At 69.6% G+C, this 20,060-nt stretch carries 24 protein-coding genes and 1 other RNA gene; 9 read left to right on the forward strand and 16 right to left on the reverse strand.

Annotated features, from left to right (window positions below; translation table 11 throughout):
- Nucleotides 1-2 precede the first annotated feature (2 nt).
- Genes ACFFJD_RS03260 through ACFFJD_RS03270 form a run of 3 tightly spaced genes read left to right on the forward strand, consistent with a single transcriptional unit; the run spans nt 3 to nt 2,804 of the window.
- On the forward strand, nt 3-1,022 hold the full coding sequence (locus ACFFJD_RS03260) for an ABC transporter permease (protein WP_382360847.1): 1,020 nt from the start codon (nt 3-5) through the stop codon (nt 1,020-1,022).
- Nucleotides 1,009-2,046, forward strand: coding sequence for an iron chelate uptake ABC transporter family permease subunit (locus ACFFJD_RS03265; protein WP_382360850.1), 1,038 nt, complete (start codon nt 1,009-1,011; stop codon nt 2,044-2,046). Before ACFFJD_RS03260 ends, ACFFJD_RS03265 begins: the two co-directional genes overlap by 14 nt.
- Nucleotides 2,043-2,804 carry an iron ABC transporter ATP-binding protein gene (locus ACFFJD_RS03270; protein WP_382360853.1) on the forward strand — a complete coding sequence of 254 codons (762 nt, stop codon included), beginning with the start codon at nt 2,043-2,045 and terminating at the stop codon, nt 2,802-2,804. Before ACFFJD_RS03265 ends, ACFFJD_RS03270 begins: the two co-directional genes overlap by 4 nt.
- Before the next feature lie 46 nt (nt 2,805-2,850).
- On the opposite strand, the gene ACFFJD_RS03275 is transcribed toward ACFFJD_RS03270, so the two are convergent.
- From ACFFJD_RS03275 to ACFFJD_RS03295, 5 genes are all read right to left on the reverse strand, one after another.
- Nucleotides 2,851-4,311, reverse strand: a complete 1,461-nt coding sequence (locus tag ACFFJD_RS03275) for an RNB domain-containing ribonuclease (RefSeq protein ID WP_382360856.1) — start codon at nt 4,309-4,311, stop codon at nt 2,851-2,853.
- A 36-nt stretch (nt 4,312-4,347) separates the two neighbouring features.
- An RNA gene (gene rnpB, locus ACFFJD_RS03280) (RNase P RNA component class A) lies at nt 4,348-4,756 on the reverse strand.
- Between the two features lie 67 nt (nt 4,757-4,823).
- On the reverse strand, nt 4,824-5,468 hold the full coding sequence (locus ACFFJD_RS03285; RefSeq protein ID WP_382360859.1) for a histidine phosphatase family protein: 645 nt from the start codon (nt 5,466-5,468) through the stop codon (nt 4,824-4,826).
- Nucleotides 5,465-6,223, reverse strand: a complete 759-nt coding sequence (locus ACFFJD_RS03290; protein WP_382360861.1) for a zinc ribbon domain-containing protein — start codon at nt 6,221-6,223, stop codon at nt 5,465-5,467. Before ACFFJD_RS03290 ends, ACFFJD_RS03285 begins: the two co-directional genes overlap by 4 nt.
- 55 nt (nt 6,224-6,278) lie before the next feature.
- Entirely contained in the window at nt 6,279-7,394 is a 1,116-nt protein-coding gene (locus ACFFJD_RS03295) for a Nif3-like dinuclear metal center hexameric protein (protein ID WP_382360864.1), read from the reverse strand.
- Between the two features lie 138 nt (nt 7,395-7,532).
- On the opposite strand from ACFFJD_RS03295, the gene ACFFJD_RS03300 reads away from it, so the two are divergent.
- From ACFFJD_RS03300 to ACFFJD_RS03310, 3 genes are read left to right on the forward strand one after another with little or no spacing between them, the layout of a single operon-like run.
- Nucleotides 7,533-8,222: an HAD-IA family hydrolase gene (locus ACFFJD_RS03300; RefSeq protein WP_382360867.1), complete on the forward strand. Its 690-nt coding sequence runs from the start codon at nt 7,533-7,535 to the stop codon at nt 8,220-8,222.
- Nucleotides 8,215-8,700, forward strand: a complete 486-nt coding sequence (locus ACFFJD_RS03305) for a low molecular weight protein-tyrosine-phosphatase (RefSeq protein WP_382360870.1) — start codon at nt 8,215-8,217, stop codon at nt 8,698-8,700. Before ACFFJD_RS03300 ends, ACFFJD_RS03305 begins: the two co-directional genes overlap by 8 nt.
- A 28-nt stretch (nt 8,701-8,728) precedes the next feature.
- Nucleotides 8,729-9,682 (forward strand): SURF1 family cytochrome oxidase biogenesis protein, encoded by a 954-nt coding sequence (locus ACFFJD_RS03310; RefSeq protein ID WP_382360873.1) that lies wholly within the window; start codon nt 8,729-8,731, stop codon nt 9,680-9,682.
- 23 nt (nt 9,683-9,705) lie between these two features.
- Here ACFFJD_RS03310 and ACFFJD_RS03315 read toward each other — a convergent pair whose 3' ends face one another.
- Nucleotides 9,706-10,050, reverse strand: coding sequence for a hypothetical protein (locus tag ACFFJD_RS03315; protein WP_382360876.1), 345 nt, complete (start codon nt 10,048-10,050; stop codon nt 9,706-9,708).
- 217 nt (nt 10,051-10,267) lie between these two features.
- On the opposite strand from ACFFJD_RS03315, the gene ACFFJD_RS03320 reads away from it, so the two are divergent.
- Entirely contained in the window at nt 10,268-11,080 is an 813-nt protein-coding gene (locus ACFFJD_RS03320) for a spermidine synthase (RefSeq protein ID WP_382360879.1), read from the forward strand.
- 25 nt (nt 11,081-11,105) lie between these two features.
- Here ACFFJD_RS03320 and ACFFJD_RS03325 read toward each other — a convergent pair whose 3' ends face one another.
- The 10 genes from ACFFJD_RS03325 to ACFFJD_RS03370 all read right to left on the reverse strand — a co-directional run bounded on the left by ACFFJD_RS03325 (nt 11,106) and on the right by ACFFJD_RS03370 (nt 19,129).
- Complete coding sequence (locus ACFFJD_RS03325) at nt 11,106-12,107, reverse strand: glycine betaine ABC transporter substrate-binding protein (RefSeq protein WP_382360882.1); 1,002 nt, start codon at nt 12,105-12,107, stop codon at nt 11,106-11,108.
- Entirely contained in the window at nt 12,104-12,886 is a 783-nt protein-coding gene (locus ACFFJD_RS03330; protein WP_382360885.1) for an ABC transporter permease, read from the reverse strand. Before ACFFJD_RS03330 ends, ACFFJD_RS03325 begins: the two co-directional genes overlap by 4 nt.
- Nucleotides 12,883-14,106, reverse strand: a complete 1,224-nt coding sequence (locus ACFFJD_RS03335) for an ATP-binding cassette domain-containing protein (protein WP_382360888.1) — start codon at nt 14,104-14,106, stop codon at nt 12,883-12,885. The genes ACFFJD_RS03330 and ACFFJD_RS03335 overlap by 4 nt, the downstream gene beginning before the upstream one ends.
- Entirely contained in the window at nt 14,103-14,747 is a 645-nt protein-coding gene (locus ACFFJD_RS03340; protein WP_382360891.1) for an ABC transporter permease, read from the reverse strand. Before ACFFJD_RS03340 ends, ACFFJD_RS03335 begins: the two co-directional genes overlap by 4 nt.
- A 187-nt stretch (nt 14,748-14,934) precedes the next feature.
- The gene (locus ACFFJD_RS03345; protein ID WP_382360894.1) at nt 14,935-15,801 is read right to left on the reverse strand and encodes an esterase/lipase family protein; all 867 of its coding nucleotides are present in this window, start codon (nt 15,799-15,801) and stop codon (nt 14,935-14,937) included.
- Nucleotides 15,802-15,809: 8 nt separating this feature from the next.
- A complete protein-coding gene (locus ACFFJD_RS03350) occupies nt 15,810-16,592 on the reverse strand; it encodes a hypothetical protein (protein WP_382360897.1) in 783 nt (260 codons plus the stop codon).
- A gap of 51 nt (nt 16,593-16,643) precedes the next feature.
- The gene (locus tag ACFFJD_RS03355; protein WP_382360900.1) at nt 16,644-17,090 is read right to left on the reverse strand and encodes an arsenate-mycothiol transferase ArsC; all 447 of its coding nucleotides are present in this window, start codon (nt 17,088-17,090) and stop codon (nt 16,644-16,646) included.
- Nucleotides 17,087-18,223, reverse strand: a complete 1,137-nt coding sequence (arsB, locus tag ACFFJD_RS03360) for an ACR3 family arsenite efflux transporter (RefSeq protein ID WP_382360903.1) — start codon at nt 18,221-18,223, stop codon at nt 17,087-17,089. The genes ACFFJD_RS03355 and arsB overlap by 4 nt, the downstream gene beginning before the upstream one ends.
- Nucleotides 18,220-18,609, reverse strand: coding sequence for an ArsR/SmtB family transcription factor (locus ACFFJD_RS03365; protein WP_382360906.1), 390 nt, complete (start codon nt 18,607-18,609; stop codon nt 18,220-18,222). The genes arsB and ACFFJD_RS03365 overlap by 4 nt, the downstream gene beginning before the upstream one ends.
- Nucleotides 18,610-18,679: 70 nt before the next feature.
- Entirely contained in the window at nt 18,680-19,129 is a 450-nt protein-coding gene (locus tag ACFFJD_RS03370; protein WP_382360909.1) for an ArsI/CadI family heavy metal resistance metalloenzyme, read from the reverse strand.
- A gap of 97 nt (nt 19,130-19,226) precedes the next feature.
- Here ACFFJD_RS03370 and ACFFJD_RS03375 point away from each other — a divergent pair, with 97 nt between their 5' ends.
- Together ACFFJD_RS03375 and ACFFJD_RS03380 are read left to right on the forward strand one after the other, a co-directional pair.
- Entirely contained in the window at nt 19,227-19,580 is a 354-nt protein-coding gene (locus ACFFJD_RS03375) for an Rv2640c family ArsR-like transcriptional regulator (RefSeq protein WP_382360912.1), read from the forward strand.
- A gap of 30 nt (nt 19,581-19,610) precedes the next feature.
- Nucleotides 19,611-20,027: a hypothetical protein gene (locus tag ACFFJD_RS03380; RefSeq protein WP_382360915.1), complete on the forward strand. Its 417-nt coding sequence runs from the start codon at nt 19,611-19,613 to the stop codon at nt 20,025-20,027.
- Nucleotides 20,028-20,060: the final 33 nt, after the last annotated feature.

A 20,060-nucleotide genomic window follows, 5' to 3' on the forward strand; every position in this document is an offset into this window, starting at 1 on the left:
CCTTGACCGCGCAGGCCACCACCACCGCGACCCGTCCCCCGGCCTCCCCGGCGACGGGTCGCGGTTGGCCGATGCCCGCGATGGTGATCGCCGCCGTCGCGCTGCTGGCCGGTTCGCTGATGGTCGGCGAGTACCACATCACCCTGGGCGGCCTGATCACCGGCGACGCGGACATGTGGGAGATGTTCTTCATCTCGCGGGTGCCGCGCACCCTCGCGCTGGTCTTCGCCGGCATCGCCATGAGCTTCTCCGGCGTCATCATGATGCGGCTGACCCAGAACCGCTTCGTCGAACCCACCACCGCCGGAACCGCGGAGTGGGCCGGACTCGGGGTGCTGCTGTCCTGGCTGCTGATCCCCGCCTCGTCGCCGCTGGTGAAGATGCTGGTCGCCACCGCCACCGCGCTGATCGGCACCTTCGTCTTCCTGGGCATCATTTCCGGAATCCGAGCTCGTCGCTCGGCCGTGGTCCCGCTGGTCGGCATCATGATGGGCGCCGTGGTCGGCGCCTTCGCCACCTTCCTGGCCAACAAACACCAACTGCTGCAGTCGCTGACCGCCTGGCGGTCCGGCGGCTTCAACAGCGTGGTGCGCGGCTTCTACGAACCGCTGTGGGCCGTCGCGCTGATCGCGATCGCCTGCTTCGCGCTGGCCAACTACTTCACCATCGCCGGTCTCGGCCGCGACGTGGCCGTGAGCCTCGGGCTGCGCTATGGCGTGGTGGTGACCCTCGGAGTCACCATGGTGGCGCTGGCCACCGGCGTGACCTCGGTGGTCGTCGGCTTCATCCCGTTCCTCGGCCTGGTGGTGCCCAATCTCATCAGCGCACTGCGCGGCGACGATCTGCGACGCAACCTGCCGTGGATCGCCGTGCTGTCCATCGTGATGATCGTCGGATGCGATCTGATCAGCCGACTGGTGGTGCGCCCCATGGAGATTCCGGTGTCGGTGACCATGGGCGTGCTCGGGTCGGTCACCTTCCTCGCGATCCTGCTGTCCGGGAGGAACCGTGTCGCCCTCTGATCTGGCCACCGCCGCACCCTCGATCACCGGCGGCCGCGCCACCCGCGTGTCGTCGACGTGGCGGCTGGTGATCGCCGCCCTCCTCGCCGCCGCCGCCCTGACCGCATTCCTTTTGCTGCGCAACGGGATTCACGGTCTGGAGGTGGAAACCATCTTCGGACTGTCCTTCGGTCGACGGGTGAACACCGCCCTCGCGATCGTGATCGCCGCCGTCTGCCAGGGCATCGCGACCGTGCTGTTCCAGACCGTCACTCACAACCGGATTCTGACGCCGGCCATCATCGGCTTCGATTCGCTGTACGTGCTGATTCAGACGGTGGCCGTCAGCGTCGCCGGAGCGAGCTTCGTCGCCAACTCCGACAGCATCCCGCAGTTCCTGATGCAGACCGGCGCGATGGTGGTGTTCGCCCTCGTGCTGTACGGCTGGCTGTTCTCCGGTCGTCGGTTCGGCAGCCTGTTCCTGCTCCTACTGACCGGCGTGGTGCTCGGTCTGGCCTTCCGGTCCGTCGCCGAGTTCCTGCAACGCCTGCTCTCGCCCACCGACTTCGACGCGCTCTTCCTCAACATGTACGGCCGAGTCTCGGACGTCAACGCCGAGTTGCTGCCGGTGGCCGGCGCCCTGGTCGCGGTGGTCGCCGTCGTGGTCTGGCGACGCCGACGCATCTACGACGTTCTCCTGCTCGGTCGGGAGCCTGCCACCAGCCTCGGCCTGGATCACCGCCGCGAACTGACCCTCGCCCTGGTGATGATCGCCGTGCTGATGGCGGTGAGCACCGCGCTCGTGGGCCCGCTGACCTTCTTCGGCTTCATCATCGCCACGCTCGCCTACCAGGTGGCCGGCGACTGGCGGCACAGCGCACTGCTCCCGATGTCGATCCTCATCGGCATCGTCACGCTGGCGGCGGGCCAACTACTGGTCAACACCAACCTCTTCGGCACCAACGTCATGCTGACGGTCGTCATCGAGTTCTGCGGCGGCGTCGTCTTCCTCGGGGTGCTGCTGCTGCGAAAGGGATCGCTGTGATCGAGTTCCACCAACTCACCAAGTCGTACGCCGAGAACGTCGTCCTCGGACCGGTGTCGGGCGACTTCGGCGACGGCGGCCTGACCGCTCTCGTGGGACCGAACGGCGCGGGCAAATCCACCCTGCTGACCATCATCGGTCGCCTGCTCACGCCCACCAGCGGCACCGCGACTCTCGACGGGGTGGCGATCGCCTCGCTCAAGCCGCGTGAGGCCGCCAAGAAGCTGGCCGTGCTGCGTCAGGAGAACGGCGTCAATGCGCGGCTCACCGTGCGCGACCTGGTGTCCTTCGGCCGGTTCCCGCACTCGCGCGGCCGCCTCGACGCCGAGGACGAACGCCTGGTCGCCGAGGCCATCGCCTTCCTCGAACTCGACGACCTCGCCGACCGCTTCCTCGACGAGCTCTCCGGCGGCCAGCGCCAACGCGCCTTCGTCGCGATGACGCTGGCCCAGGACACCCCGGTGATCCTTCTCGACGAGCCGCTGAACAATCTCGACATCCGCCACCAGGTGTCCATGATGGGCCAGCTGCGCCGCGCCGCCGATCTGCTCGGACGCACCATCGTCGTGGTGATCCACGACCTGAACTTCGCGGCCGCCTACGCCGACCGGATCATCGCGCTGAAGAAGGGCACCATCGTCGCCAGCGGCAGTCCCGCGGAGATCATGCGCAGCGAACTGCTGTCGGACATCTTCGAGACCACCGTCGACGTGCACACCCTCGAGGGCCTGCCCGTCGCCGTCTACGCCGGGCGGTAGCGCCCGCTCTGCCCGAGCCCGGTCTGCCCAATCCCGGTCTGCGGCCTCAGGCGTCGGCCGCGTCGCCGACCGCCGCGAAGGCCACGACACCCGCGACCGGATCTGCCTCGGTCACCTCCACGACGCAACGCTGACCGGCGGCCGGAGCGGGCGTGCACGGTGCGATCACCGCCGGCTCGGCGACGAAGATCTCCGCCGGGCGACGGCCCGCGGCATCGCGCAGCACGGTCGCGGAGAAGCGCGCGCCGACCTGATCGGCCAGCACCACCGCTTCGGTGAGGTTCACGCTGTTGCGGGCGGCGGTGTTGGCCACCGCATCGGCGCCGCTCATCACCTTGCCCAGACCGGGCAGTGCCGCCAGCACCCACTCGTCGACCGGACGCCCGGCGGTCACCGCCAAGCAGATCTCGGTGGCGTATCGGTCGGCGAAACGGCGCAGCGGTGCCGTGACGTGCGCGTACAGGCCGCCGACGCCCGCGTGCACCAGTTCGGCGTCGGTCACCGACTCGGCGCTGTCGGCCCCCTCGGCGCCGATCGCCCGATAGCCCGCGCCCCGCATCAGGCGCGCCCCGGCGCTCATCAGCGCCAGGGTCGACGGCGCGTCGGGCGCCAGCGTGGCCAGGAACTGCCCGGGTGTGGCGCCGTGCGGCCACTGTGCGTCGAGCGTGGCGGCGATCCGGCGCAGTTCGTCGACGGCGGCGGGCTCGGCCGCCGGCAGCGTGCGGAAGAAGCCGATGCCGGCCTGCCGCATGAGGGCGCCCGCGCACAGGCCCACCAGCAGGGACACCTGCGCGTTCCACCCGTCCGCCGGGGTGTGCGGCGCCAGCCGCAGCGTCCACGCGCGCGGATGCTCGGGGTTGTCGTTGGCGATCACGTCCTGGTCCGGCAGGTCCAGCATCACCGCTCCACGGGCCAGCGACCAGCTCTGCCGCGCGGCGGCGAAGTCCGGGAGCGCCGACAATGCCGGGTGCAGGCGCCCGGCCGCGGCGTCGGCGGTCACGCCGGCGTAGTCCAGCCGGGCCCTCGACCGCACCGTCGCGCGTGCGCAGGCCACGTCCGCCACCTCGCCGTCGGCGGCCACCCGCACCGTCCACAGAACGGCGGGTCGGTCCACCTCGGGCAGCAGCGAGCCCGCCCCTTCGGACAGGACCCGCGGGTGCAGCGGCACATTCCCGTCCGGGAAGTAGATGGTGGCGCCGCGTCGGCGGCTCTCCTCGTCGACCACGCCGCCGGGCTCCACCAGCGCGGCCACGTCGGCGATGGCGTAGTGCACGAGGTAGCCGTCGTCGTCGGCCACCACGCGCAGGGCCTGATCCAGGTCCATCGAGCCGGGCGGATCGACGGTCACCAGCTCCAGGTCGCTGCGATCGATCCGTGCGTCGGCATAGCGGTCGACGGCGGTCGCGGCCGCGGCTTCGACCTCGGAACCGAACTCGGCGACCAGTCCCAGTTCGGCGCGCAGCTTGCCGAAATCGATTCCCGGTGCGAACACCCTGCGGTCGACCATGTCTGCCTCACCTTCCGCGGCGGCCACGAATATGCGCGAACGAGCCGGTCTGTAAGCCGGATCCTGTGCCGACCCGAAGGTCGGCGACGACCATCCATCTGGGCACACCGTCGCCGGGTACCTCAAGCAGCCAACCCGCGAGCTCGGACGAGCCGTCCTCGATCACTCGCGCATCCGCACCGCGGACGGTGCGGACTTCGGCCTTGCTCCGGGTGGGGTTTACCTAGCCGCCGCGGTCACCCGCAGCGCTGGTGCGCTCTTACCGCACCGTTTCACCCTTACCCGCTGCACGCAGCGGGCGGTCTGTTTTCTGTGGCACTGTCCCGCGAGTCACCTCGGGTTGCCGTTAGCAACCACCCTGCTCTGTGGAGTCCGGACTTTCCTCGACGCTCGGCCTGCGCGGGGATCCGCGCGGTTCCGAGTCCGCGGCCGTCCGACCGACTCGTTCGCGCTCCCTACGATAGCCGCTGCGAGCGCGCGAGAAGACCACGCGCGGTGACGCGGCGGTCGGCTCAGCTCAGATGACCGGTGTCGTTGACCAGTTTCACCACGGCGCCGCCGTCGGGGTAGTACTCGGCGATCGACAGCGAGGCCAGGTCCAGATGCAGCCGGAACAGCAGTTCCGGTCCCACCCCGAGGGCATCGCGCAGGAGGGTCTTGATCGGGGTCACGTGGCTCACCGCGAGGATCCGCGCGCCCCGATGCTGCTCGAGGAGCTCGAGTTTGGTGGCGGCCAGGCGGGCGCCGACCTGCGCGAAGCTCTCCCCGCCCGGGGGCGCCACCTCGAGGTCGCCGAGCCACTGCCGATGCAGCTGTGGGTCACGCTCGGCCGCTTCGCGGAAGGTCAGCCCCTCCCAGGCGCCGAAGTCGGTCTCGATCAGGCCGTCGTGCACGTGCACCGGCAGCCCGACCACGTCGGCCACGGCCTGCGCCGTGGCCCGCGCGCGGGCCAACGGGGAGGACACGATCACGTCGATCTCACCGCGGCTGCCCAGCCGCCGCGCCGCGGCCGCGGCCTGCGCCCGGCCGAGCTCGATCAGTTCCGGATCCCCGTGACCGGAGTATCGGCGATCCACCGACAGCGGCGTCTGACCGTGCCGGAGCAGTGTGATGCGGGTGGGCCGATCCACCTGGCCCTGCCAGTCGGGTGCGGTCACTGCCCCGCCCCGGGGGTCGGCAGACCCGACTGCTCGGTGCGCACCATGACGGCGCCGCATTCCTCGCACCGCACCACCTCGTCGTCGGCGGCCGCAGCGATCGACGACAACGTACGCGGATCGACTTCCATCCGGCAGGCGCCGCAGCGGCGCTGGCGCAGGAGGCCCGCGCCGACGCGCCCCTGCTCGCGGAGCCGATCGTAGACCGCGAGCAGGTCGGCGGCGACCTCGGCGGCGATGGCCTCCCGCCGACTGAGGAACTCGGTGATCGTGTTCTCGGTGGTGGCCGTCGCGTGATCGCGCGCGGTGACCGCCTCGGCGAGCAGCTCACGCTGATGCAGGACGGTGCCCTGTGCCCGCTCCAGCTCCATGCCCAGCGCTTCCTGCCGTTCCATGATGGCCAGCAGGTCCGATTCGAGCAGGTCGCGGCGGTTCTCCAGGCCGGCCAGCTCGTGCTGCAACTCCGCGAGTGCCTTATGGCTGAGCAGGCCCGAATCCAGCTGCGCCTGATCGCGTTTGACGTGGTCGGTCATGCCGGTCAGTTCGCGGTCGGTCTGGTCGTACTGCTGCTGCATCTCGGCCACCGCGGCCTCGGCGCGGTCCACGTCCCCCTCCGCCACCGTCAGCTGCTCGGTCACCTCCGCCACGCGCGCGGCTTCGGGCAGCCGAGTCAGCTGATGACGGGAGCGGGCCACCTCGGCGTCGAGATCGGCGAGGTCGAGCAATCGGCGCTGCTGCGCGGGCGCGGCTTTCATGTGTGGTCTCTCGTTAGGACGTGCGGATCACGTTGGGCGAATCAGGACGGGAAGATCAGGATGGGGCGAGGTTGAACGGGTCGGTGGAGGGCTGGTAAACCGTTGCCGGACAACCGATTTCGGTCAACAGTTGGGCGGCGCTGGCGCACCAGGGGAACTCCGTGGCCCAGTGACCGGCATCGATCAGGGCCGGACTCCCGGCGCGCAGCGCCTCGTCCACCACATGATGCCGGAGGTCACCGGTCAAGTACACGTCGGCGCCCGCGGCCGTCGCCGCACCGATCAACGAGTCCCCCGCCCCGCCGCACACCGCGACCGTCGACACCGTGGCGTCCGGATCGCCGGCCGCCCGGATCGGCCACGCCGCCCGCGGCAGCACGGCCGACGCGTGTGCCACGAACTCGCGCAACGACATCGGCGCGGCCAGGCTGCCCACGCGGCCCAGCCCCACGTCCCCGTCGAACCGGACCTGCTCGAACACGTCGAACGCCGGTTCCTCGTACGGATGGGCACCCCGGAGCGCCGCGAGCACCTCGCCGCGCACCCGCTTCGGCGCCACCATCTCGACGCGCTCCTCGTCGACGCGGGTCAGCGCGCCGACGGCACCCAGGGCCGGCCGCGCCCGCTCCAGCGGCAGGAACTGGCCGGTGCCCACCACGGTCCACATGCAGTCCCGGTATTCGCCGAGAGCACCGGCGCCGGCGCCGAACATCGCCTCGGTCACCTGATCGGCGTTGCCCTCCGGCACCATCACCACCCACTTGTCCAGCGGCGCGGTCGGTTCCGGCTGCAGCGGTCGCGTGTGCTGCAGTCCCAGGACGTCGGCCAGGGCGTCGGACACGCCCCCGACCACCTTGTCGGCGTTGGTGTGGGCCGAATACAGGGCGCAGCCGCCCTTGATCAGCCGGTGCAGCACCCGCCCCTTGGGCGTGTGCGCGGCCACCGATTCCACCCCGCGCAGCAACAGCGGGTGGTGTGCGACGATCAGGTCGACCCCGTGGGCGAGCGTGTGCTCGACGACGTCTTCGGTGACGTCGACGCAGACGAGCGCGGAGGTCACCGGGTCCGCGCGATCGCCGCAGACGAGCCCGACCGCATCCCACGATTCGGCGAGGCCCGGCGGATAGGCCCGGTCGAGGGCGTCGACCACCTGCCCCAGGTCTGCAGTCATCTGAACTCTCCCTGTCGTCTCGTCGCCCGCCGCCGGGCGGGCGCACCCGTTGTGAACATCCTGCACCGCACCGACGCCGGGTTCTCCCGATTCCGGCGTGGCGGCCGCTGCAGCCGAGCGTACGGGCATCATGGGGTCGTGACCGCTGAGCCCACCCCCGCCCCCGCACACCCCGATCCGTCGCACCCGGACACCGTGCTGTTGATCGATCTCGACGGCACCGTGACCGACAGCTTCCCTGGGATCACCGCGTCCTTCCGCCACGCCATCGACGCGATGGGCGCCGCGGCCCCGTCGGAGGAGTTTCTGGCCGATGTGGTCGGACCGCCCCTGCTCGATTCGATGCGCGCGTACGGATTCTCCGACGACGACGCCGAACGCGCCGTCCGCGCCTACCGCGAGCGCTACGACATGATCGGCTGGAAGGAGAACTCGGTCTACGCCGGAATGGCCGAACTCTTGGCCGACCTGGCCGCGCGCGGACGCACCCTGGCGATAGCGACCAGCAAGAACGAGGAGATGGCCCGACTCATCCTCGATCACTTCGGTCTGACCGATCACTTCGCGTTCATCGCGGGTGCCAGCGCCGACGGCACACGCCGAAGTAAGGCGCAGGTGATCGCCAGAGCGCTGAACGCACTAGACTTGGACCCGAGTACCACCCCGATCGTCATGATCGGCGACCGCTCACACGACGTCGTCGGCGCTGCCTCCTTCGGGCTCGGCACCATTGCCGTCGCCTGGGGATACGCTCGACCCGGGGAGGTCGATGAAGCCATGTGGACCGTCTCGACGGTCCCGAAACTGCGCGAGGTACTGGGTGTCTGAAAACCCCGAAGAACTCCACATCTGTTTTGTGTGCACCGGCAACATCTGCCGGTCGCCGATGGCCGAATCGATCATCGCATCGGCGATCGGCGAGGCTGGCCTGGCCGATCGCGTCACGGTGAGCAGCGCCGGCACCGGCGGCTGGCACATCGGTGAGCCCGCGGACAATCGCGCCCGCACCGAGCTGCTGGCCCACGGCTACAGCGACGCGCACGTCGCCGCGCAGCTCGACTCCCGGCATCTGGCGGCGGACCTGCTGGTGGCGATGGATTCCGGACACGTCCGCGAACTGGCCCGCAAGCGCCTCGGCGACCGGGTTCGCCTGCTGCGGAGCTTCGACCCGAGCGCCGACACCGACGACGTCCCCGATCCGTTCTACGGCGGACCCGAAGACTTCGCCGCGGTGCGAGCACAGATCGAGGCCGCGGCGCCGGGCATTGTGACCTGGGCCCGGACCGCGCTGGCCGAACGGGGCTGACTCCGGCGCGCTCGGTACCCTGGAAGATGTGCAACTGCTGCGAGTCTTCCTGCGCCCGGGGTGGATCCTGTCGGCCGTCCTGGCCGCGATCTTCGTCGCCCTCTGCTTCGTGATTCTGGCGCCCTGGCAGCTCGGCAAGAACACCGACACCGAACACCGCAACAACCTGATCCGCAGTGCCACCGAGACCGACGCCGTCCCGCTCGACGAACTCGTCCCGCCGGGCGGCACCCTCGACAACGACGACCAGTGGCGAGAAGTGACCCTGACCGGGAACTACCTCACCGATCAGCAGATCGTGCTGCGGCTACGGTCGGTGGCCCAGCGGCCCGCCGCCGAAGTGCTCACCCCGTTCCGGATCGCCGGCAGCGACCGCGTGGTCCTGATCGATCGCGGCTGGGTTCGCCCCGAGGCCGACGGCGCGGTGATCCTGCCCTCCGCCCCCGGCGAGCAGGTGACCGTGCACGCCCGGCTGCGCCGCTCCGAAGGCACCAGCCCCGGCAAGGAACCGCGGATGGAGCCGCTGACCCCCGACGGCACCGGTGAGAAGGTCCTCACCGCCTACACCACCGACACCGCAGCTCTCGGCGCCGACTCGGGGCTGGCCCTCGACCCGTTCTACGTCCAGCTCGTTCCCGATCAGCCCGGCGGCCTGGGCGCCATCGAACTCCCCCAGCTGGAATCGGGCCCGTACCTCGGCTACGGCCTCCAGTGGCTGGCCTTCGGCATCATGGTGCCGCTGGGCGTGGCGTACTTCGTGTGGGCCGAAATCAAGCACCGTCGTGCGCTGCGCAAGGACTCCGACGGCAGTGCGGCCCCCGTCGAGGTGTCGACGGAGGCCACCCGTGGCGCCGAGAAGCGCCGGATTCGCGACGAACTACGCGAGGCCAGCGGCCCGAACGTGCCGAACGCCGAGGAGAGTCCGACCGCAGCGACGGACGAGGCCGTCCAGGCCAAGCTCGCCCGCCGCTACGGCCGCTGACGTCCTAGGGGCGCAAGCTCCGCTCAGGGGCGTCCGAGCGGACCGAAGTCGAGCGAACCCCAATCCAACGAGCCACCGTGCGAGGGTTCGCCGCAGCCGGTGACGGTGATGTGCCGCCACTCGCGGTTCCCGATCCACTCGGGCATTCCGGACGCCGTCTGGCCGTTGTTTCCGGGCGGGCCGAGGACCATCCGGTAGGACACCTTGTGGGTGGCGGCCGTGGGGTTGGGCAGCGGCGGGTTCCAGGAACCCGTCGGCTCCTTCAGGTTCTGCACGTACGTCGCGGTCACCGGTGCGCGGTTGGACACCATCGTCCGGTGCTCGGCGGTCCCTCCGGCTTGCCCGGCGCCACCGGTCCCGGATTCCACGGCTCCGCCTGCGCGCCGCCCGCGAGTGCCGCCGTCAACCCGAATCCCGCCGCTGCCACCAGCGATATCGTGCGTTTCATCCCGTGTTCTCACTTTCTGTGCGGTTCGCCAAGAGGTAACAATCCTCACAATCTTTCACCTGGGACTTTCGGCGTTTCAGGGACTTTAGGCCCTGGTGAGGTCGTCCGGTGGGGCTGCAGAGCTACCATCGTCTCCGATGGCTCACGTACCGAAACCCGAGGCCGGCAGCTTCGACATCTCCACCGGCACCGCCGAACTGACCCACGACGGCGTCGGCGGCTGGCTGCTCACCGTCAACGGCGCGCAGAGCAGCCACATCGACCCGTTCGATCCGACGACGCTCGAGTTCGAGTACATGCGGCAGATGACCGCGGTCATCGACGACGCACACCCCGACCCGCAGACCCCGCTGCGCGTCCTGCACCTCGGCGCGGCCGCTTGCGCCCTGCCCGCCGCCCTTGCCCACCGCTATCCGCGATCGCGGCACGTCGCCGTCGAGATCGACGCCGAACTGGCTCGCCTGGCCCGCGAATGGTTCGACCTGCCCCGCGCCCCGCGCCTGCGGATCCGCGTCGGCGATGCGCGCGAGGTGGTCGAGTCGCTCACCGAGCACACCCGCGACATCGTGATCCGGGACGTCTTCGCCGAGAGTCTCACCCCCGATCATCTCAAGACCGTCGAGTTCACCGCTGCGGTCCGGCGGCTGCTGGCGCCCGGCGGCCTCTACCTGGCCAATTGCGGGGACCGCCGCGACCTGAAGTCGGTGCGCCGGGAGATCTCGACCATCGCCGAGGTGTTCCCCCGGGTCGAACTGATCGCCGACCCGTCGATGTTCAACGGGCGGCGCAGCGGCAACATCGTCGTCGTCGCCGGCGACGGCCCGCTGCCGGATTCGCCGCAGCTGCAGCGGATCCTGCGCAGCGACCCCGAGCCGTCCCGGCTGATCGCCGGGGACGCCGCCGTCGAGTTCGCGCGGCGGGCACCGGCCCTGCACGACCAGCCCGGCTGACCGGCGAGATCCGCACCCTCGGCCGTCAGGCCGGAACGACGAGGTGCTCGGCCACCAGCCAGTCGTAGGCCACGTCCGCGGGGTCCTCGCCGTCGATGTCCACCCGGGCGTTGAGCTGCTGCAGCATCGGCTCGGTGAGTTTCGCGGTGATCGTCCCGAGCAGGTCACGCAGCTGCGGATACTGTTCGAGCGTCTCGCGGCCCACGATCGCGGCGCCGTTGTAGGGCAGAAAGAACCCGCGGTCGTCCTCGAGGACCTGCAGGTCGAGGTTCTTGATCCGGCCGTCGGTGGTGTACACCATGCCGAAGTTGCAGGCGTTTCCGACGGCCGTCGCCTGGTACACCACGCCGGTGTCCATGCTGGTCACGTTGTTCTGCGGTACCCCGTCCGGCTTGTTGTACGGCATGCCGTAGGCGTCGAGCATCGGTCGGAAACCGTCGGAGCGACTGAAGAACTCGTCGTCGATGCAGAAGGTCCGCTCGTCGACGGGCAGCGCCGCCACCTCCGACAGGGTGGTCACCCCCAGTCGGTCGGCGTTGCTGCGGGACGTGGCGAAGGCGTACGTGTTGTTGAAGTCGGCCGGCGGCAGCCACACCAGGTCGTTCTGCTGCAGTTCCAGGTCGGCCACCCGCTGCCACAGCTCCTGCGGATCGGTCACCACCTCGGTCTGCGCGTGGTACGCCTGCCAGGCGGTTCCGGTGTAGTCCCAGCTGACGTCGGCGGTGCCGTCGAGCAACAGCTGCCGTCCCGAGGCCGAACCCGGCGCCCCGGTCATATCCGTCACGGTCGCGCCGGCCGCCGCGAGGTAGGTCGCGGTGATCTTGCCGAGGATGACATGCTCGGTGAAGCTCTTGGACACCACCGTCAGGTCGGCCCCGTCCAGCGGCTGTGCCCCGTCGGGCAGGCGCGCCGGGCGGTAGGTACCCGACGAACTGACCAGGCCGCACCCGGCCAGCAACGCGGCCACCACCAGTACCAGCAGTCCCCGAATCGCGACTCGGCCGCGGCCCGTTCCCCGTGCGATCATCGCAGCCCCCGCGGTGTCGCGAACAGTTCCACCAGGCGGCCCAACCAGTCCACCACCAGCGCCAGCAGCGCGACGAGCACCGCGCCGGCGATCAGCAGCTTCGGCAGGAACAGCGTGATGCCGGTGGTGATCAGCGTGCCCAGACTCGTCGCGCCGATGAAGGTGCTCAGTGTCGCGGTGCCCACCAGGATCACCAGCGCGGTACGCACCCCGTTGAGGATCACCGGCACCGCGAGCGGCAGTTCCACCTGCACCAGCGTGCGCACCGCGGAGTAGCCGATACCGCGGGCCGCTTCCACCACCCGCTGGTCCACCTGTCGCAGGCCCACGATGGTGTTCTGCAGGATCGGCAAGACCGCGTACACCACCAGACCCACCACGGCGGTGCGGAAACCGGTGCCGAAAGCAAAGGTGAACAGCACCAACAGCCCGACCGCGGGCGCGGCCTGTCCGATGTTCGCGATGCCCACCGCGAGCGGCGACAGCCGCTGCAGACCGGGCCGGGTCAGCGCGATGCCCAAGGGAATCGCGACCGCCAGCACGATCAGCGCCGCGGTGACGGTCAGGATCACGTGATCGACGATGGTCTCGCCGAGCACCGCCCACTCCAGCTGCGCCGACTCGGTCTCGGTGAAGTCCGACAGGCCGTACCAGGCGAAGAACACCGCGGCCACCACCACGATCAGCAGGGGCTCGAACCAAACGTCGACGGGCAGACCGCGCAGGCGTCGCCACAGTCCGAGGCGAGCGGGGGCGGCGGAGGGCGCCTGGACGATCATCCGGCCCCCTCGTCGGTGGCTTCGACGAAGTCGGCGTAGGCCTGCTCGTCCGGATAGGCCTCGTCGAGTTGGTTGCGCAGTGTCTCGACCACGGTGCGGAAACCGACGAATCCCACGAGCTTGCCGCCGACGGTGGTGACGAGTGCACCGTTCTGCCGGGCGGCGAGCATTTCGTCGAGCGCGTCGTGCAGCGTCGACGACGGCGCCACCACCGGCAGTCGCGGCTCCACGAAGGGCGCGATCTCGGGCGCCGCGGCGATCTCGTCCAGGTTCGGCCAGGCGATGGGCCTGCCGTGCCGGTCCAGCACCGTGACCCAGCGGGTCCGGGCCGCGCGGGCGCGCGCGGTCACTTCCGCCGACGACTCCCCTACCCGGGCGGTCACCACCGGGTCGATCTGGACGTCGCGCACCCGGGTGAACGTCAGCTGCGCCAACCGGGCGCCCGAACCGATGAAGTCGGCGACGAAGTCCGTGGCCGGGTTGGCCAGGATCTCCGCCGGGGTGGCGAACTGCTCGACGTGTCCGCCCTTGGACAGGATCAGCACCCGGTCGCCGAGTTTGGTCGCCTCCTCGAAGTCGTGGGTGACGATCACGATCGTCTTGCGCAGCTCCTGGTGGATCTCAAGCAGGCTGTCCTGCAACCGAACCCGCGTCATCGGGTCGACGGCGCCGAACGGCTCGTCCATCAGCAGCACCGGCGGGTCGGCGGCGAGCGCGCGGGCGACACCGACCCGCTGCTGCTGGCCACCGGACATGTCCCGCGGCAACCTCTTGGCGTACTCCTCCGGATCCAACCCGACCAGATCGAGGAGGTATTCGGTGCGCTCGGCGATCCGCGCGCGGTCCCAGCCCAGCATGCGCGGCACCGCGCCGACATTGCGTTCCACGCTCCAGTGCGGGAACAGGCCGCCGGACTGAATGACGTAGCCGATCGACTGCCGGAGCTTGTCCGGATTCTCGCGAGTGATGTCACGGTCGTCGATGAAGATACGTCCGGCACTCGGTTCGATGAGCCTGTTGATCATCTTCAGGGTGGTGGTCTTGCCACACCCGGACGGTCCGACGAAGGTGACGATCTCGCCGGCCTCGATCGTCAGGTCGAGGGCGGCCACGGCCGGTTCGGTCTGGCCGCGATACCGCTTGGTGACGCCGTCGAGCCGGATCGAGGCGCCGGTGATCTCCGGGGCGGTGCCGGGACCGGGCGTATCGGTGGTGGTCATCTCAAACCTTTCGGGATGGTCAGCCGTCCGAGCAGGACCAGCAGCGCGTCGAAGACGAGCGCGATGGCGACGATGAGGACGGTTCCGGTGAACGCCATCTCCAGGGCGTTGGCGCCGCCGAGCCGCGAGAGGCCGTTGAAGATCAGCGAACCGAGTCCCGGTCCGAGGACGTAGGCGACGATGGCCGCGACACCGACGATCATCTGCGTCGACACCCGGATGCCGGTCAGGATCACCGGCCACGCCATCGGCAGTTCCACGCTGAGCAGGATGCGCCAACGCGGCAATCCGATCCCGCGCGCCGCTTCGACCAGGCTCGGCGGCACCGACCGCAGACCCACCACCGCGTTGCCGATCACCGGCATCGCGGCGAAGAACGCCAGCATGGTGAACGACGGCGGCACGCCCAGGCCGAGCGGCACGATCAGCAGTGCGAGTAGGGCCAGCGACGGAATGGTCAGCGCCACCCGACTCGACGTCAGCGTGAGCGCCGACAGGACGGGAAGCCGATAGACGGCCATCGCGACGGCGAGCGCGATCAACGTCCCCACCAGCACGGTCTGCAGCGACAGCGAAGCGTGCTGATAGGTCAGGAACGCCAGCGTGCCGCCGCGGCCCTGCACATACCCCCAGAGATTCACCAGTTCACGGCCTCCCGGCGGAGCCCCGGTGGGAGGATTCCTCCCCCGCGGCCTCCGCCCCCACGCAAAGCCGGACCGATCGGTCCGGATCGCTTCGTTGCGGATGCCCCGACCCTATTCGACCACGCGATGTGCGATCACAGTATTCGCAGTTCAGCATGCGTGTCGACATGGCACGGGGAGCGATTCAGAGCGGGTAGCCGACGGTGCAGCGCGCGGCGTTGGCGCGACCGGCGAGCGTCGCGTCGATCAGACCGCCCACCCAGCTGTCGTACGGCAGACCGACGTGTCCGACGGTGTCGGCCGGACAGTGCGCCTGCACCACCACGTTGCGCACGTTCGGTCCCGCCGGCAGGTAGCCGTTGGTGTAGGGCGGGCTCACCTCGTCTCGGCGAGTCATCACCATCAGGTAGCGGATGTTCGGGTGCAGCGGGCCCCAGTCGTTCTCGCCCGGCGCCCGAGCCGGCAGCCGATCGGTGATCGCGCCGAGCCGAGAGACGCCCTTGTTCGAGGGCCCCAGGCCGATCAGGTGCCGGACCTGGGTCGCGCGACCCGGGAGCTGGGTGAACAGCTGGGCGACAGCGTTGCCTTGGGAGAACCCGATCAGGTCGATCTGCCGCGCCCCCGTCCTGCGCAGCACCCCGTCGACGAAGGCGGCCACCTGGACCGCCGAGGTCTCACGGCGTCCCAGGCCGCCGATCTGCGCACTCCAGCTGGTCTGGCCGTAGGTGAGGCTGTAGACGCAGCGTCCGCGGTTGGCGAGCATCGGCGCGAGATATTGCCATGCGGACATCTGATTCTGGGCCGTACCGTGCAACAGCACCACCGGCGGCGCGTCGCTGCGGCAGCCCGGCACGTTGGAGCCCGGCGGCGAGACGTGCGCCGGCTGCATGTCGCCGGTGACCGACGCGATCCCGGCGTCGGTGACGACCGGGTAGCGCGGTGCCGCAGCGGCGAGTCCGGCGCCGGCCGTGACCATGCCGAGCGCCACGGTCGCAGCGGCGACCACGACCGCAGCGCGACGTCGGACCGGGACCCGCCACCCAGAAGCCATGGGCCCGATTATGGCGCGCTGCGTCCGGCCCCGCTGCCCGATCGGGCGGACCGCCCGAATCCGGCCGGTTCGTGCGATGCGGCCGCTTCGCCAGATACCGGCGGCGCCGACCGCTCAGGTGTGTCCGACGGCCCTTCCAGCTCGATGAGGAACCGCTGCGGAGCCAGCCGCGTCTGCAGTTCGTCGGTCAGCATGCCCATCCGCGCGTTGCAGCCGGCCACCTCGGCGCACAGCTCGCGGTGCGACTCCTCGGTGTGCGCCGACTCCGCTTCCAGGGAGATGTCCCGAATCCGGTCCAGTGCCAGGGCGATGTCGGCCACGTGCAGCAGGACCACTTCGTTGGCGCCGCTGGAGGCCAGGAACGGCGCCCAGCGTCCGAGCAGGTCGGCGAGTCTGCGCCGCTCGGTGACCACCGCTTCGCGGAGCCGCTCCAACTCGTCGTCGTAGCGGCGACGATCGGCGTGGAACCGGGGCTCGTCGATGGTCCGCGGAGTGACCTGCCCGCGCGTGATCTCGCTGCGGTCCTCATCGGCGAGGGCGTGGAGGAACTCGGTGAAGGCCAATCGGTTCACCGGCGCCCAACGCCGGGCGGTGGACCGCGCCAGTACCTTGTCCAGGACGAACACCGTCAGCAGGAAGGTGACGAAGCCTGCGGCGAGGCCGGAGAGGATGACCACCTCCTGCCAGATGGCCGACGTCACGTCGAACCAGATGATGACGGCGACGACCACTCCCGCCGCCAAACCGACGACGATGTTGCTGACACGACTCCACACGCGTTGCCTGGCCAACCCGAAAGCTCCTCTTAACTCACCAGCGACCCGCTGACCTCGCCCATCAGCCTAGCCTGCCGTCTCCGCGGACCCCCGACCGTCGACCAGCTCGTCGACGAGAGCACGCACCCTGCCCGCGATGTCGTCGCGCACCATTCGCATCCGCTCGATACCCTCGATCCCCCGTTCGGAGGGCTCCTCGGTGTCCCAGTTGATCACTCGGACACCGGGCGCCTCGACGACGGCCTCGCGCCCCAGGGTGATGACGATGTCCACGCGTTCACACAGCGCCGGGTCGATCCCCTTCGGAACCTCGCCGCTGATGTCCAGACCGATCTCGCGGAGGGACTCGGCCGACAGCGAGTTCACGGCCGGGCCCGGTCGGGTGCCCGCCGAGTGCACCTCGAGTGCGTCTCCGGCGAGGTGTGCGGCGAGCGCGGCGGCCATCTGCGATTTGCCGCCGTTCTTGACGCAGACGAACAGGACGGCGGGGCGTCGCGGTGCCGGTGCGGTCATCGGTGCTGCGCTCCGGGTTCGGCCGGTCCGGATTCGGTGGTGCCGGATTCGGTGGTGCCGGGTCCGGGCGCGTCGAAGGCGGCCGGGAAACGCCTGCGCAAGGCGAGGGAGACGTAGACCAGAGCCACCAGGATGGGCACCTCGATGAGGGGGCCGACGACGCCGGCGAGCGCTTGCCCGGAGGCGGCGCCGTAGGTGCCGATCGCCACGGCGATCGCGAGTTCGAAGTTGTTGCCCGCGGCGGTGAAGGCCAGGGTCACGGTCCGCGCGTAGCCGAGCTTCATCGCCGCGCCGAGCAGGAATCCACCGCCCCACATGAGGGCGAAGTAGGCCAGCAGCGGCAGTGCGATGCGCGCGACGTCCCACGGCTTGGAGGTGATCTGCTCGCCCTGCAGCGCGAAGAGGATGACGACGGTGAATAGCAGTCCGTACAGCGCCCAGGGGCCGATCTTGGGCAGGAACGACTGTTCGTACCAGGCGCGGCCCTTGGCGCGTTCGCCCAGTCGCCGGGACAGATAGCCGGCCACCAGTGGAAGGCCGAGGAAGATGAGCACCGACTTGGCGATCTGCCACGGTGAGGCGTCGATCGTCGCCTGCTCCAGGCCTAGCCAGCCGGGCAGGACCGACAGGTAGAACCAGCCGAGGACGGCGAACATGAACACCTGGAACACCGAGTTGATCGCCACCAGGACCGCGGCCGCGTCGCGGTCTCCGCACGCGAGGTCGTTCCAGATGATGACCATCGCGATGCACCGGGCGAGGCCGACGATGATCAGGCCGGTGCGGTACTCGGGCAGGTCGGGCAGCATCAGCCACGCGAGCGCGAACATCAGCGCCGGTCCCAGGACCCAGTTCAGCAGCAGCGATCCGACGAGGAGCTTACGGTCGCCGGTGACCGTGTCGAGTCGGTCGTAGCGGACCTTCGCCAGCACCGGGTACATCATGATCAGCAGGCCGAGGGCGATCGGCAGCGAGACCCCGTCGATCTGGACCGACTCGATGGCGGTGTCCAGGCCCGGCACCAGGCGTCCCAGCAGCAGACCCGCGACCATGGCCGCGCCGATCCAGACCGCGAGGAAGCGGTCCAGGGTGGAGAGTCTCCCGCCGACCTCCGGCTCGCCGGGCGCGGTCACCGCGCACCCACGGTGGTCGGCAGCGGCGCGAACGACGCGGGGGCCAGGATCTCGCTGAGGGCAGCCAAGGAATCCGGCACCACGCGGTAGTGCACCCAGGAGCCGCGGCGCTCGGATTCGAGCAGGCCGGCGGTCTTGAGGACCTTGAGGTGGTGGGAGATCGTCGGCTGGGAGACGTCGACCGCGGGTGCGATGTCGCAGACACACGCCTCCCCACCCGAATGGGACGCGATCAGGCTGAACAAGCGCAGCCGCACCGGGTCGGCGAGCGCCTTGAATACCGACGCCACCTGATCGGCCTGGTCCACCGTGAGCGGATCGCGAACCAGCGGTGAACACCGCTCCGCGGTCGCGGGCGATATTTCCAAGTCTCTCGGATTAGACATGTGTCGATATTGACAGACGTCTATTCCGGTCGCGAGATCGGGGCCGCCACACACCTCACTGCCGCGCACTTCACTGCGGCGTGCAGCACGCCGAACCCGCTTCGCCCTCGGCAACGGTCGGCTCCGCGAGGAGCGCGGGGGCCTCGCCGAAGGAGTCGGCGTCGGCGAGCACGGTGTAGACCTCCCACTGCTCTCCGTCGGGCGCCCCGACCCACACCTTGTCCTGCGTCGCGAAACAGCAGGTGGTGTTGATCTGCTCCTGTGTGAACAGCCCCTCCGCACTCAGGCGGGCGATCTCGCCGTGCACGGTGTCGCTGCTCTCCACCTCCACACCGAGATGATTGAGGGTGCCGCCCTGCCCCGGGTTCTCCAGCAGCACGAGCTTCAGCGGCGGTTCGGCGACGGCGAAGTTCGCATAGCCGGGCTTCACCTTGGCGGGTGCGGTGTTCAGGAGCTTGCTGTAGAAGTCGATCGACGCCTGCAGGTCGTCGACGTTGAGAGCGAGTTGAACGCGGGACATGGCAGCCTCCAGGAAGTTTGACGGATGTCGAAGTATTGCGGGTTCCGTTCTACGCCAACCTTTGATGTATGTCAAAGCATTCGCTAGAATGGCGCTCATGCCCAAGCCGCTGCCCGTCCTCGACATCAGCGCACCCATCTGCTGCGCCCCCCTGGCCTCCGGACCGATGGACCCCGACGATGCCGTCGAACTGGCATTGCGCCTGAAAGCCCTCGCCGACCCGGTGCGCCTCCAGATGATGGCGCTGCTCATGGGTGCCGACACCGGCGAGATGGCGGCCAGCGACCTGGCGCGCGCCGTCGGCGTTTCGGCGGGCACTGCGTCGCACCACCTGAACCAGTTGCGTGCCGCCGGACTCGCCACCTCCGCCAAGCGCGGGGTGAACAACTTCTATCGCGCCGAGCCGACCAACCTGGAGGCCCTGCGCGGGGTGCTCGCGACCTGCTGCTGACAGCAGGAATGCGGAATTACCATTCAACCCATGCCCGACGCCGACGAAGCACGAATAGACCGACCGCCGTACTTCTCCCTCCTCGACGGAGACCCGGTAGCGCTGGACTACCACTGGCTCGCCATCGGCATGCGCATGCTGCCTGGCGGCGGAGCGCGCGGAATCGACCGCCTGCCGCTGCTGGGCAGATCCGAGCGCGAGGCTCTCGCCGAACTCGCCTCCTGGCTCCGCTACATGGACTACGCGGTCACCACCGGCGTCGAGCTCGATGACGACACCCGCATCGACCTCGTCGCCGAGGGCAGCGCCGACGCCCGCATCTTCGTGATCAAACCGGCCGGCTACGACCCGCGGACCGCCGATGAAGACATCCGACTCGCCTCCTACCGATACCGCGATATTCAACCGCCCAACCGTCAGGCCACCGAGAACCCCGATCGTTCGTGAATCGAGCGGCGCACACGTCCCGTTCTTGTCGGG

This window comes from Gordonia phosphorivorans (assembly GCF_042432625.1).
In the GTDB taxonomy this organism is placed as follows: domain Bacteria; phylum Actinomycetota; class Actinomycetes; order Mycobacteriales; family Mycobacteriaceae; genus Gordonia; species Gordonia phosphorivorans.

Excerpts from the sequence above, each read along its gene's own strand:
- ACFFJD_RS03275 (WP_382360856.1), bottom strand. The coding sequence starts at position 4,311 with ATGGTCGACCGCAGGGTGTTCGCACCGGGAATCGATTTCGGCAAGCTG.
- ACFFJD_RS03290 (WP_382360861.1), bottom strand. The coding sequence starts at position 6,223 with ATGAAAGCCGCGCCCGCGCAGCAGCGCCGATTGCTCGACCTCGCCGAT.
- ACFFJD_RS03295 (WP_382360864.1), bottom strand. The coding sequence starts at position 7,394 with ATGACTGCAGACCTGGGGCAGGTGGTCGACGCCCTCGACCGGGCCTAT.
- ACFFJD_RS03320 (WP_382360879.1), top strand. The coding sequence starts at position 10,268 with ATGGCTCACGTACCGAAACCCGAGGCCGGCAGCTTCGACATCTCCACC.
- ACFFJD_RS03325 (WP_382360882.1), bottom strand. The coding sequence starts at position 12,107 with ATGATCGCACGGGGAACGGGCCGCGGCCGAGTCGCGATTCGGGGACTG.
- ACFFJD_RS03330 (WP_382360885.1), bottom strand. The coding sequence starts at position 12,886 with ATGATCGTCCAGGCGCCCTCCGCCGCCCCCGCTCGCCTCGGACTGTGG.
- ACFFJD_RS03335 (WP_382360888.1), bottom strand. The coding sequence starts at position 14,106 with ATGACCACCACCGATACGCCCGGTCCCGGCACCGCCCCGGAGATCACC.
- ACFFJD_RS03345 (WP_382360894.1), bottom strand. The coding sequence starts at position 15,801 with ATGGCTTCTGGGTGGCGGGTCCCGGTCCGACGTCGCGCTGCGGTCGTG.
- ACFFJD_RS03355 (WP_382360900.1), bottom strand. The coding sequence starts at position 17,090 with ATGACCGCACCGGCACCGCGACGCCCCGCCGTCCTGTTCGTCTGCGTC.
- ACFFJD_RS03365 (WP_382360906.1), bottom strand. The coding sequence starts at position 18,609 with ATGTCTAATCCGAGAGACTTGGAAATATCGCCCGCGACCGCGGAGCGG.
- ACFFJD_RS03370 (WP_382360909.1), bottom strand. The coding sequence starts at position 19,129 with ATGTCCCGCGTTCAACTCGCTCTCAACGTCGACGACCTGCAGGCGTCG.
- ACFFJD_RS03375 (WP_382360912.1), top strand. The coding sequence starts at position 19,227 with ATGCCCAAGCCGCTGCCCGTCCTCGACATCAGCGCACCCATCTGCTGC.
- ACFFJD_RS03380 (WP_382360915.1), top strand. The coding sequence starts at position 19,611 with ATGCCCGACGCCGACGAAGCACGAATAGACCGACCGCCGTACTTCTCC.